We start from the raw sequence: 12,690 nt of genomic DNA, 5'->3' as shown, positions 1-12,690 counted from the left end.
ACCTTTGGGAATTAAGAAGGTTGAACAATATCAAAAGGTACAGCCTTTGCCGCTTTAAGCAAACGGTCAGGTGTGATTAAAATTTCATTTCCCCATACACCAGCACCTACGCCGAGTATGTCTTCTTCTAACAAGGACTCCTCAATAATGGTTCGAAAACCTTCTGGCTGCCAGCAAAATGGCGGGATCGAGCCAATGCGATAACCCGTCACTTCAATTACCGTTTCAGGTGATGCCATTTTGATATTACGAGAGCCAACGGCTTTCTTTAACTTACCTGATTTAATATGCTGATCAGCCCCGACCATCACTAGCAGTTGTTCGCCTTCCCCTGTTTCAAAGATGAGTGTTTTGATCATCTGTCTTTCTTTAAACCCTAGTGCATCTGCAACATTTGCTGCACCTTTTTCGGTTTCAGAAGAGAATGCTCTCATTTCATATTCGATCCCATGCTTGTCCAAGTATTCGTGTGCTGGTAGTTTTTCCAATCCCAAAGCACCCCTTTCACTGACGATTTCTTCAATCATTTTATCATATCCGCTTCATACTTAAGATGTATTTTTCGCTTTAGTTCTTACTTCCTATTCTGTCTTCATGCTATACTGAGCATGCTTTCATAGGGGGGAGTTACGATAGATGAGAAAGATTTTTTGGCTATACATAAGCGCTAAAAGCTTACTAATATTCAGTGATATTTTATTTATCATGACGATGACATTCTTCATGTACGAAGAAACACAATCTGCTGCATATGCGGCCTTATTTCCTTTGATTAGAACATTCTGTCAGCTACTGTCTGGATTTGTTTCACCTGTTTTGACAGATCGTTTTGGCGCAAACCGGCTCCTTTACTCGATTCCACTTGTTCGGTTAGGATTGATATTCCTTTTTACCATACAATTTGACCTTTTTCAGGAGCACTCCTCCTTGCTTTTTGTTGCACTCATTCTCATATCCATTGCGGGCGGGATTGTTAGCCCATTAAATCAAGCAATCATGCCTATTCTGATACCTGCTGATCAGTTGGTCAAAGCAAATGGTATCAGTTCTATTCTTAATCAGATCGTGCAAGTTGCTGGATATTCCTTTACTGGTGTGATAGTCATGTTCATTGGACCTGCACCCACATTTGGATTGACTGCAATCGTCACTGGGACCTCGTATCTTCTTTTACTGCCTATCTTACCAATGCTAAAAAGCGAGAACACGAAGCAGACTGCTCACGCCTGGCAAAGTATGAAGGAAGGTTGGATGGCTATTTGGCAAAACAAAACCATTCGCACACTCACCTTCATGGATTTTTGCGAAAATATGGCAGGAGCCATCTGGATCGGTGCCATCACCCTCGTCTTTGTCACACAGGAGCTAGGCGAAACAAAAGACTGGTGGGGCTTTATCAATGCGGCTTATTATGTTGGAGCTATATTGGGGGGAGTCGTTGCCGCTCTTCTGAGTCGATTGATTCAAAAACATTTGCTAATCAATATGGCAATGGGTTCAATCATTTATGCAATACTGACCATCACCTATGGCTTTACAGCCATACCTTGGGTAGCAATTTTCCTTTGTATTCTCATGGGACCTGCCTACCAAATACGAGATGTGTCTCAGCAAACTATTCTTCAAACGGAAGCACCTGTCCATCTATTATCAAAGGTGTATGCTGCACATTATGTACTCTCTTCCGTATCTGTCGGACTCTCTGTTTTTATGGTCGGTGTGATCGCAGACATCTATGGTGTAAGGGTTGTGTACATCCTTGGAGGCAGTTTTGTACTCCTTTGTTCTAGTTTTGCTATTCTTTATTTATTAGCAAAAGCATCCATCACACAAAAAGGGAGCAGCTGAATGAATCAGTTGCTCCTTCCATTTTCTTCTTTTAGCATTGCAAACATGTCTCTTGCCATTGTTTCTAATATATACACGACCGGTGTTTGCGTTGTGATATTCGACCTGTGCACACGTTCGTCTGTCACATAATACGCAATGTTCAAATCAGAGATACGTGAAATCGTACAATGCTGGTTATTTGTGATACTAATAATCTGACTACCTTCTCTTTTTAATTTGCTAATATGGTCAATCGTAATCCGATTTTCTCCTGACACTGACAGCACAATCGTCACACTATGATCTAAGTACTGCATGTTCATCGGAAAGAACGGATCGTTGATATAAAACGAAAACTTCTCAAGGCTGGAGAAATACCTTGCTCCGTATTGCGCTAAAATACCAGAGCTTCCCGTTCCAATAAACAGCACATTTTTCGCTTTTGCAATCATTTGTGCCGCTTCCTTAATCTTATCCTCAAAGTCCCCTTTGAGCGTCCGCTCAATGAATTCATACAGGAAATGTTGTGTACTTTTCAAGGAGGCAGTATGCTCTGTTTCTAAATACATCTTGAGCTTCACCTTAAATTCAGAAAACCCATCACAATGAACTTTTCGACAAAAGCGAAGCACAGAAGAAGTTGACATATGGGCAGCATCGGCAAGATCACGAATTCGCATATAAACAACCTTCTCACTGTTCTCCATGATATATCGGTATAAAGAACTTTCCAACTCATTAAAGCTTGCAATGACTTCACTCGAAAACATCCAGCTTCCCCCTATATCTGCATGAAACAAGGTGTTTCATTTATGTAACAAATCCCAAATTCAGACACCGTTCCCTAAAGATGCGTAAAGCGTTTACAGTGCCTTTCTTTCCATGTAAGCTAAATAGTGAACATAGCTTTTACAATAGCTTTCACCCTATTATAACATTGTGCGTTACAATATTCGGAGGTGCAGAACATGGCAAAAGGATTAAAAGTTGTCACAATCGGCGGAGGATCCAGCTATACCCCAGAGCTTGTCGAGGGATTTATTAAACGTTATGATGAATTCCCAATCAGTGAGCTATGGTTAGTCGATATAGAACAAGGACAAGAGAAGCTCGAAATTGTCGGAGACCTTGCAAAACGAATGATCAAAAAAGCAGGTCTTCCAATCGAAATCCATTTAACATTAGATCGCAAAAAAGCGTTAGTAGACGCTGACTTTGTGACAACTCAATTCCGTGTAGGTCTCCTTGAAGCACGTATGAAAGATGAACGCATTCCATTAAAATATGATGTCATTGGTCAAGAAACAAATGGTCCTGGTGGACTGTTCAAAGGACTCCGAACCATTCCAGTCATTCTTGACATCGTTAAAGACATTGAAACGCTTTGCCCAGATGCTTGGCTTGTCAACTTCACAAACCCTGCAGGTATGGTGACAGAAGCCATTCTTCGCTACACAAATCACCGCAAAGTCGTTGGTTTATGTAACGTTCCGATCGGAATTCGTATGGGAATTGCCAAAGGGCTTGATGTGGATCCAAGCAGAGTCGAAGTGAGCTTTGCTGGATTAAATCATATGGTCTTCGGACTTAATGTCTTCTTAGATGGCAAAAGCATTATGGATCAAGTCATTGAAGATATGGCAAATCCAGAATCTACAATGTCGATGAACAACATTCAAGCGATACCGTGGGATGCAGATTTCTTAAAAGGACTTGGCGTCATTCCGTGTCCATACCATCGCTACTACTACAAAACAAGCGACATGCTTGCGGAAGAGAAAAAAGCAGCTGCAAATGAAGGCACACGTGCAGAAGTCGTACGTGCACTAGAAAATGATTTGTTTGAACTATATAAAGACCCAGATCTAGACATTAAACCACCTCAGCTTGAAAAACGTGGTGGTGCTTACTATAGTGATGCCGCTTGTAACTTAATCGCTTCGATTTATAATGACAAGCATGATATTCAGCCAGTCAACACGATCAATAATGGTGCTATTAGCGACATTCCTAATGAATCAGCCGTTGAGCTCAACTGTGTGATTACAAAAGACGGTCCGAAACCAATTGCTGTTGGCGAAATGCCTGTTGCCGTCAAAGGGCTCATTACTCAAATTAAATCGTTTGAACGAGTAGCAGCGGAAGCAGCAGTGACTGGAGATTACAACACAGCACTTGTTGCCATGACCATTAATCCGCTTGTGCCATCAGATGCCACTGCAAAAAGCATCCTAGATGAAATGCTAGAAGCACATAAAGAACACTTACCACAGTTCTTCAACAAAGTAGAAGCATAAAAAACAACCCACCATTGCCCATGAACGGCAGATGGTGGGTTTTCTTTGCTATAATGACCTTAACAATAAATATAGGAGGCACCACCATTGATCGCAAATGAATTTGACGTATTTCTATTCGATTTGGACGGCGTCATTTATATCGGAGACGAACCCGTCCATCACGCAGTGACTGCACTTGACAGACTTCGTCGTGAGAACAAGCAACTTCGATTTTTAACAAACGATCCATGTGCCACAAGAGAAATGATTCAAAAACGCCTGAATCGCCTCGGCTTTGAAGCCTATACAAAAGAAATTATAACAGCTAGCGTTGCTACAGCTCAATATCTCAAAGACCAGAAGATCAAAACAGCATTCATACTTGGCAATGATGCACTCTATCACGAGCTTCATCAAGCTGGCATTCAAGCAACAAATGACCACCCAGAAGCGGTGATTGTCGGTTGGGATGACCAAATCACGTTTGCCGACATCCGACAGGCTGTAGAGTTCATTTATCAAGGCGCTTTATTTATTGCAGCAAGCGCTGACTTGAATTTCCCAACACCAAATGGCCCTGCACCAGGCGCTGGGGCAATCACAAAAGCCATTACAGCAGGATGTGGGCAAGAGCCTCTCATCATCGGAAAACCAGCACCGGCAATGTTTGAAACAGCAATATCAACATGTAATCAGAAAGCCAAATGTGTCATGATTGGGGATAATCCCTTAACAGACATTATGGGTGCTCATCAAGCGGGCATTCCTGCCATTCTCGTCTCGGCTGAACAAGAACAAATAATGTATCCATCTTGGCATGATGCTCGCCACGCAGATGCCGTCATCTCAAATTTGGCTTCACTATTTGATTCCACCATTCAAATCGGTAATTGGCTCCCACCAAGTCACCCTTGGGCAGACCAACTAAAAGCCGGTGTTGCAGGATGGATCATGGATGACACCCATTCATCTGTGTTGCTTTTACAGCGAGCAGACAACGGCAAATGGGGCATTCCCTCAGGACACGTCGAACCAGGCGAATCCATTGAAGAAGCCATTATTCGCGAGATCAAAGAAGAAACAGGATTAACCGTCAAAGTTGACCGCCTAATCGGTGTTTATTCAGACCCCACCTCACAAATTTTCACGTATCCAAACGGACAAAAAAGCCATTTTGTAACGATTTATTTCGCCTGCACGATTACTGATGGTACGTTACTGAAACAAACAAATGAAACCCTGGATGCCGCATTTTTCAAAGTCGATGCTCTCCCTGAAAACCTCATGACGATGCACCCTAACTGGCTGAAGGATGCCTTGGCAAATCAAAAAAGTGCATTTATTCGTTAAAAAAAGCAATTGTCATATGACGATTGCTTTTTTTATTTTAATCATGCGCACTTAGCCGCCTTATCTAACACGTACGATTGCTCGCCGAATGACCAAAACACCTTTTGACTACTTGCCCAACTGTTATGTCATCAAGATAATCAATCCATTACAGCAATAAGATTCATTGAACATCAAACACTTCACTTATCAAATCTTGAATCACAAAACGGACAACTAAACATCGTCTTTTCGTAAAAATCATGTATTCCCTCAATGTCAGTTAACACATCTGTTAGCCCTGTTGCCAAAATCACTTTTTCCGCTTCAAAGTGCCACAAGAGAAATGATTCAAAAACGCCTGAGTCGCCCCGGCATTGATAAATTAATACACTCCTTCACGAGATTCAGCAAGCAATTCATGACAATATTAATGAACCATACCTCTTTTTAAAAGTTCATTTTTTAAAGTTTTATACATATTAAAAATTTCAGCATCGCTAGTGAGAAGATCGTAATCTTTAATTTCTCTATATTTCAAATTATTTAAAGCCTGAGCACTAATTAATTTAGTATTATCTTTTTTTGTTTTAAAAACATATTTACTATAGAAAGTCGAAACAGGCATATACGTAATTTCCTCATCTTTTTTATACTTATACCCTTTAGGAGTTTTTAAATGTTTTAAAAAAAGTAGATATGATCTGTTTGATTCCATTAGATTATATCCCGATTGTACATTGTAAGTGTCGAATGAAAAATAACTTGGTTCAAAAACCAAAATTTTTTTAAGTTGATTATTTTCATCAGAGTCAGACTTCAAAATTTTTTCGATTTTAAATTCCGACTTAATTGCTTGATTATAATTAAGCCTCTTATCAGCTATTTTCCCCACAACTACTAATTCTGATTTTGCAAACAAATTGTCTACATTTACTATATTATTATTAAAATAAATATCTGTGTACTCGGACGCATCATCATTAGATACAATAAAAGAATCGAACTCTTTTAAACTCTTATGAATATGAACATCATCTTTTAAAGAAGCCTTTACAATAAAACCGTATACTATGCTAAATAAAAATAAAAAAAATGTAATCGAGTATAAGAGTTTCACCTTAAATTTCATGAAATTGTATCCCCCTCTACTTCATTTAAACATCCAGCTTTCACTTTAAATATCTTATCAGAAAGTATATTGATATCGTCTTTATTATGACTAGCTATTAATATCGTTGCCCCCCTTTTTTTCTCTTCTAAAAGAAGACTTCTAATTAACTCGACACCATCTTCGTCCAATGCATTAGTTGGCTCATCAAGTATCAATAGGTCTGGTTTCTCCATAATAGCCTGTGCAACTGCTAACCTTTGCTTCATACCTAATGAATATTTCTTATATGTTCTGTGATCTTCAGGATTAAGCCCCACCCTCTCGATAGCAACTTTAATTCCCTCATCATTGATACTATTTTTTATTTTAGATAGTAACTTTAGATTTTCAAAACCATTTAAATTATCCCAAAATCCAGGATTTTCAATAATAACTCCTACACTTGGAGGAACATCAATTTCTTTATACAATATCTTATTGTCAATTTTTATTTCCCCAGTATTTGGACGAATCAAACCACATAGAGCTCGAAATAACATCGTCTTACCTGATCCATTACTTCCTAAAAAACCATAAATTTTATTTTTCTCTAACTTTAAATTAATATCATTCAATACTTTGGTTTTTTTTATACTTTTACTTAAACTTTTGACTTCAATCATTTTAAAACCTCCCTTTAAATTATATCTCTCCGTTTAAAAAGAATTATATTCGTAAAAATTATTATCAAGCTTAAAATAAAGAAATAGAGTATAGAAGAACTTAAATTTAACTCTTTTATATAGAAAAAATTATTTTCCATTTGAATATCTCGAATAATATCATTATTTTGCCAACCAATGATCGTTCTAGGAAAAGGTAAAGTCATCATAATTGATTTGTTACTTAAATTCATTCCTATAAATAATGTTTGAAACAAATAGACACTAAAAAAAACAATATAGCTGAAGGTAATTTTAAGATATAAATTGATAGAATTAATGATTAAAACAACACAAAAAGTTGAAACTACTTGAATTATAAATACTAATAAGAGAACATAAAAATCATTAAAATTAAAATTCAAGTGCATTACACAACCAAATAAAATGATTGCCACAAAGAATATTATGTAACATAAAATGATGTATATAAAGAGCTCTGAGTATCGTTTAATTAACCAATTATACCTTTTGCTTGATCTTGTAAATATATAAACAGCGCTTTTTTCTAATTCTTTACTAATATGATTACCCAATATACTGATGAAAAGAAATTGTGGAAGTAACCATGCTAATAAAGGAACGATTTCAAGCTGCATTATAGAATCAGGTTCTAAATATCCTAAAACGAGCATAGTTAAATAAGCGATACTTTTGTCTGAATTAATATAGAATTGGTAACCGTCAAAATGGTATAAAATGAGTAACAAGCTAACCAAAAATACAAATGCTATATTTTTAAATGGAAACTTAATAATGATGTTAATTCACCTTCTCTAGCGTTAAGTCTTTTCTTTTCCATAAATAGAAAATTGAAATTTCTGCAAAAATTATGCCGGCACATATTGTAAATATTATAAAGAACATATCCATAAATATTGACTGATGATTTAAATTCATATAAAAGATGTAGTCAATATAACTGTAGATAGGCGAATAAAAAACTCCTTTTATGAACTCTGGTAGTATCAACAGTAAGTAGATACACAAAAAAGATAAAAATTTATTCATCATGATAAATCCTATTAGAATCGATATCTTACCGATTAAGTACATCCCTAAAACAGATAAAATCAATCCAAGAAAGACTATAATCCCTTCAATCAGATTATTATAATGATTAATCCCCACTAAAGATATGTAGATGAAAAATCCCGAATTTAGTAGTAGTGTATAAAAGATAGCCATTGATATGATGATTACATTCTTTTGAATCCTCCGCTTTTTTGAATTTAATCTCGTAAACACCACAAGCTTATTCAGTTTTTCAAGTAAATCCCCAACACAAAAAATAAAAAAAGGAATAACAAAATAAGGAATGAGTGCTGTATTAAAGAAATAATGGTGTACCAAAACTAGAGATTCCTCAACATTATTAAATCCTTTGACTAATTTTACAAGGCTATATATTTGTAAAATAAAAACTATTAATATAAAGATCATATTTTTTCTTGTCTTTAACATGTCCATTATAATCTGCTTGGTGAATGCATTCATTTGAAATCCCCCAACTTATATTTCCCATTCCTTTTTTATGCCACTAATGATCGTTAGAATTAAGGACAATATTAAGATAAAGAGGAACCAGATTATCATTACAGTAAAACTCCCTATGTGCTCTGGACTAAGCTGATCATAAAGTGAATAACCAGTGAGTCCTACTACATTGAATACGATAATAGACGAAACATATAATCCAAATACTACAATTACACCTACAATTCGATTCTTATCCAAAAAGAAAAAGTAGACTGAAAATGTTAAAATTGATATTGCACTAGCAAATAGACTAATCACAAAAATTTGAACAAAAATATATAATTGAGGGGACTGTATTCTTATAAAATCAAATAAGTACTCCTTATGGAAATTTTGCACTCCTATATCAAATGGTGGAAGGGAATACTTATTATCAAATCCTTCTGATGGAAAAAACATAAAACACAATAACTGATTTAAAACAAGAGGAATTAACACCACTAAGAATGTAGTGAAAAAAACTACAACTGCCTTAGATAACACATACGTTTTTTTATGTATTTTTGTCAGAATATTTTTATAAACACCGGAGTTATATTCTGTATAAAGAGAGTCAGAGAAAACTACTCCACTTATAATAGGAAACAAGATTAAGATCATCATTAAAATTGATATAGAGTACGTCCCTTGTATCATGCTAGATTCTGCTGAAGATCTAACACTAGACATTTTCCCACCGTAGATTGCAAAACACTCCATACAAAAACCTAATAGAGATAAAATTACTAAAAAGTTGAATGTAAAATGTATTTCACTTCTTTTTAAACAATTTTCAAATTCATATTTTATTCTTCTCATTTACAACTTCCTTCCTTCTAAACTTCGAAGTTCGAATATATCAAAAAGCACCTTTATAAAAAAGTGCTTTACGATTTATATAATTCATCTAAAATCAACTCTGCCAGAAACAAATGCTTTCTGACTCCAATATTTTTCATTTTCCATAGCCATTCTTACCTTTTGCCCTTCAGTTACCTTCTCATTAAATGTAATTTGAGTGGTGTTACCTTTTTTTGAGCGTATTTTGAAGAAACCTTCTTAGAACCATCTCTTTGAGCCTAGAAGTTAGCTGTAGTATCATTTTGAAAGTTCTTTACAGTATTGATAATATGTTGATTCAAAGTTTGTTTAGAATGGTAACAAGTATTATTATTTTTTGAACCTCCACCTAAAACATAACCACTATAACTTTTATAAGCTGCTTCAGCTCCTAGAGGTAGCATTAATGTTATCCCTAAAATTCCAACTAAAATTTTCTTTTCCATGATAAATCCTAATTTAATATTAAATTACGGACTTTATTCTTACATAACGATCCTTTAATGTCAACTATTACATTAAAATCAAAATAAATCACTTTAATATTAAAGACTAATTATTCATAAAAACAAAATAAATGAATTGTGAAACAATCATAAATACATTCCAATCATATTTGATTTTTAAATATACATAATTATAATTGACAATAAAAAAACTTAATAATTCAAATAAACTTTTGGCTAAAAAAACTTATTAATGAATTACTTTATCTAGCTTAACTATAAAACACTTGATTGTCTTTTAGATAACAAGAGTTTGTGTTACGGTGAAAAATAATACCTTTTAAACAACTCCTAATACTTTTCTCTTGAGTTTGACGGCAAAAACTGCAAGAGATTGAATTGAACACACTTATTTAGAAAATTCCACATTTAGAAATTTTTTCCGATAATAGAAGTGTAGCACTTATACATCTATCATAATAAAAGAAGGAGTGAAGGAAATGTCTGATCAACCAAACAATGCAGCACACGAAGAAGAAGAGGAATTTAATGTATACGAGATGCTCCCGCCCGCAGGCACCATCATAGGAGAAGCAACTGAAGAAGAAATGGAGGCAGCCGCCGCATTAGAAGTAAGGCATTACGCATTTATGCGTCTGCAGGACTCATACATTCAGTTTGACGGTTCTTCCTATAAAGAATTACTCAAAGACTTCCAAGAATTAGAATTCGATGCCGTAAAGTTCTGGAGAACCATCGCCAGACGCCTACAAGTCCCTTACGAATGGCCAATCCGAATCGACCATGCAAATGGCCCAATTTACATTGGTGAAACTGAAGATAGCCGTGAGGTTGTGGAGAGTGCGGAGTAGTTTTGAATGGATCCCCTGTGGCTAAAACAGGGGATTTTTTTTAAAAGTAAAAATCAAGGGTAGCGTAACTTGATGATATCTGTGGTGCGAATGTGAGACGCACATAAAACCCCTAAAGGATTCTTCGACAAAATCTAGTTCGACACGAAGCTGAATTGATGAGAAAAATCCTTTTCTCCTTTAAATATCGTGTTATTGGGAAAGAAATATCGAAAAATGATATGATTAGGGAAGAAATGGATGTCGCACTCTATGTGAGTACTACAAGTGAAAAATACATAGAGTGCGAACACTTTTTTAGCTAAAAAAATACTATCCTTTTGTATATGATTTTTTGCCATTGAATTAGGGTGATCTGTCGGAAACGCATTGATTGTATATCCCCCATTCTGTTCAAGAATGAATTCCTTATATGTATCTGGCAAAGTGACGCCTAGTTTCTTTTCAGCCTTCGTCATTTGTTTCTCATTGATTTTTTTAAAAGTAGGATAATCTTCACTATCTTTCTCCCAAGATGGTTTCAATCAACGTACCCCTAAATTATCATTTCTATCTAATAAAACCCTTTGCCTGAACTGGTTTTATAGTCCTAATTTAAGATAGAAGAAAAAAAGAGAAGGGACTCATCCCTCCTCTTTTCAATCATTATTGTTCTTTATTCTTCGCCTCAAAATCATCAAGCATCGCACGCACTTCATTTGTTGATGCTGTGCTCATTAATTGATTTCTTAAATGGCTAGCTCCTCGAAATCCTTTGACATAAATCTTAAAAAAGCGATGAAGCGCCTTGAACGGACGCAGGCCTAATGTTGAGTATTGGTCATGGAGATCAAGATGTAATCTTAAGAGATCAAGAAACTCCTGACTGCTATGATCCTTCTGTTCTTTTTCAAAGGCGAATGGATTATGGAAAATTCCACGTCCAATCATCACCCCATCCACACCATATTGATCAGCGAGCTTCAGGCCAGTTTGACGGTCAGGAATATCCCCATTGATTGTCAGAAGGGTATTTGGTGCCACCTCGTCACGAAGTTTCTTAATCTCTGGAATCAGCTCCCAATGCGCATCAACTTGGCTCATTTCCTTCCTTGTACGCAGATGAATAGATAGATTCGCAATGTCCTGCTCCAATATGTGTCTCAACCATTCATGCCATTCTTCTACCTCCGTAAAACCAAGCCTTGTCTTCACACTGACAGGTAAACCTCCTGCTTTTGCGGCTTGTATCAACTCTGCGGCAACGTCTGGACGAAGAATCAATCCGCTTCCCTTCCCATTCTGCGTCACATTTGGTACAGGACAGCCCATATTGATATCAATCCCCTGAAACCCTAATTCCGCCATTCCAATGCTCATTTGTCTAAAGTTTTCGGGCTTGTCCCCCCATATATGGGCGACAATTGGTTGCTCATCATCAGTAAACGTCAAACGCCCTTTGACACTCTGAATGCCCTCAGGGTGGCAATAGCTTTCACTGTTTGTGAACTCTGTGAAAAATACATCAGGTCTCGCTGCTTCACTCACTACATGACGAAAAACAACATCCGTCACTTCTTCCATTGGTGCTAATATAAAAAATGGTCGTGGTAAATCACGCCAGAAATTTTTACTCATCTTTCATCCAATTCCTCTCTTGACATGACACACTATAAAAGCAAGTCAGCTTATAAAGTGATCGTCAATTTTCATCATTATATACTTTAATATGAACTAGGCAAAATTGCAAAAAAGCTCATTTGATGATGAAATGCAAGGTTA

Annotated in this window: 13 protein-coding genes and 1 pseudogene; 4 read left to right on the top strand and 10 right to left on the bottom strand. The window is 36.2% G+C overall.

Annotated elements, in window-relative coordinates; translation table 11 throughout:
- Positions 1–11 precede the first annotated feature (11 nt).
- Complete coding sequence (locus tag ACQKEZ_RS15175; RefSeq protein WP_427302181.1) at positions 12–488, bottom strand: aminoacyl-tRNA deacylase; 477 nt, start codon at positions 486–488, stop codon at positions 12–14.
- A 148-nt stretch (positions 489–636) separates the two neighbouring features.
- Between ACQKEZ_RS15175 and ACQKEZ_RS15170 the strand changes: the two genes are divergently transcribed.
- Positions 637–1,848 (top strand): MFS transporter, encoded by a 1,212-nt coding sequence (locus ACQKEZ_RS15170; protein ID WP_427302179.1) that lies wholly within the window; start codon positions 637–639, stop codon positions 1,846–1,848.
- 5 nt (positions 1,849–1,853) lie between these two features.
- Here the strand turns inward: ACQKEZ_RS15170 and ACQKEZ_RS15165 are convergent, their stop codons facing one another.
- Positions 1,854–2,600, bottom strand: coding sequence for a MurR/RpiR family transcriptional regulator (locus ACQKEZ_RS15165; protein WP_427302178.1), 747 nt, complete (start codon positions 2,598–2,600; stop codon positions 1,854–1,856).
- A gap of 198 nt (positions 2,601–2,798) precedes the next feature.
- Here ACQKEZ_RS15165 and ACQKEZ_RS15160 point away from each other — a divergent pair, with 198 nt between their 5' ends.
- Positions 2,799–4,127 carry a 6-phospho-beta-glucosidase gene (locus ACQKEZ_RS15160; RefSeq protein WP_427302176.1) on the top strand — a complete coding sequence of 443 codons (1,329 nt, stop codon included), beginning with the start codon at positions 2,799–2,801 and terminating at the stop codon, positions 4,125–4,127.
- Between the two features lie 87 nt (positions 4,128–4,214).
- Positions 4,215–5,459: an HAD-IIA family hydrolase gene (locus tag ACQKEZ_RS15155; protein WP_427302174.1), complete on the top strand. Its 1,245-nt coding sequence runs from the start codon at positions 4,215–4,217 to the stop codon at positions 5,457–5,459.
- Positions 5,460–5,868: 409 nt separating this feature from the next.
- On the opposite strand, the gene ACQKEZ_RS15150 is transcribed toward ACQKEZ_RS15155, so the two are convergent.
- The 6 genes from ACQKEZ_RS15150 to ACQKEZ_RS15125 all read right to left on the bottom strand — a co-directional run bounded on the left by ACQKEZ_RS15150 (position 5,869) and on the right by ACQKEZ_RS15125 (position 10,057).
- Positions 5,869–6,570, bottom strand: a complete 702-nt coding sequence (locus ACQKEZ_RS15150; RefSeq protein ID WP_427302173.1) for a hypothetical protein — start codon at positions 6,568–6,570, stop codon at positions 5,869–5,871.
- Positions 6,567–7,214: an ATP-binding cassette domain-containing protein gene (locus tag ACQKEZ_RS15145; protein ID WP_427302171.1), complete on the bottom strand. Its 648-nt coding sequence runs from the start codon at positions 7,212–7,214 to the stop codon at positions 6,567–6,569. Before ACQKEZ_RS15145 ends, ACQKEZ_RS15150 begins: the two co-directional genes overlap by 4 nt.
- Before the next feature lie 14 nt (positions 7,215–7,228).
- A complete protein-coding gene (locus ACQKEZ_RS15140) occupies positions 7,229–7,888 on the bottom strand; it encodes a DUF2705 family protein (RefSeq protein ID WP_427302414.1) in 660 nt (219 codons plus the stop codon).
- Between the two features lie 127 nt (positions 7,889–8,015).
- Positions 8,016–8,750 (bottom strand): hypothetical protein, encoded by a 735-nt coding sequence (locus ACQKEZ_RS15135; RefSeq protein ID WP_427302169.1) that lies wholly within the window; start codon positions 8,748–8,750, stop codon positions 8,016–8,018.
- Between the two features lie 15 nt (positions 8,751–8,765).
- Entirely contained in the window at positions 8,766–9,590 is an 825-nt protein-coding gene (locus ACQKEZ_RS15130; protein WP_427302168.1) for an ABC transporter permease, read from the bottom strand.
- A gap of 260 nt (positions 9,591–9,850) precedes the next feature.
- On the bottom strand, positions 9,851–10,057 hold the full coding sequence (locus tag ACQKEZ_RS15125) for a hypothetical protein (RefSeq protein WP_427302166.1): 207 nt from the start codon (positions 10,055–10,057) through the stop codon (positions 9,851–9,853).
- Positions 10,058–10,557: 500 nt separating this feature from the next.
- Between ACQKEZ_RS15125 and ACQKEZ_RS15120 the strand changes: the two genes are divergently transcribed.
- Complete coding sequence (locus tag ACQKEZ_RS15120) at positions 10,558–10,929, top strand: hypothetical protein (RefSeq protein ID WP_427302164.1); 372 nt, start codon at positions 10,558–10,560, stop codon at positions 10,927–10,929.
- 320 nt (positions 10,930–11,249) lie between these two features.
- Here ACQKEZ_RS15120 and ACQKEZ_RS15115 read toward each other — a convergent pair.
- Together ACQKEZ_RS15115 and ACQKEZ_RS15110 are read right to left on the bottom strand one after the other, a co-directional pair.
- Positions 11,250–11,453: pseudogene (locus ACQKEZ_RS15115) on the bottom strand (SMI1/KNR4 family protein); the annotation flags it as partial.
- A gap of 121 nt (positions 11,454–11,574) precedes the next feature.
- The gene (locus tag ACQKEZ_RS15110) at positions 11,575–12,546 is read right to left on the bottom strand and encodes a tRNA dihydrouridine synthase (protein WP_427302162.1); all 972 of its coding nucleotides are present in this window, start codon (positions 12,544–12,546) and stop codon (positions 11,575–11,577) included.
- Between the last annotated feature and the right edge of the window lie 144 nt (positions 12,547–12,690).

It is taken from the genome of Bacillus sp. NPDC077027, assembly GCF_050269555.1.
Taxonomy (GTDB): domain Bacteria; phylum Bacillota; class Bacilli; order Bacillales; family Bacillaceae; genus Bacillus.
This window is presented reverse-complemented; position numbering and strand designations above follow the sequence as displayed.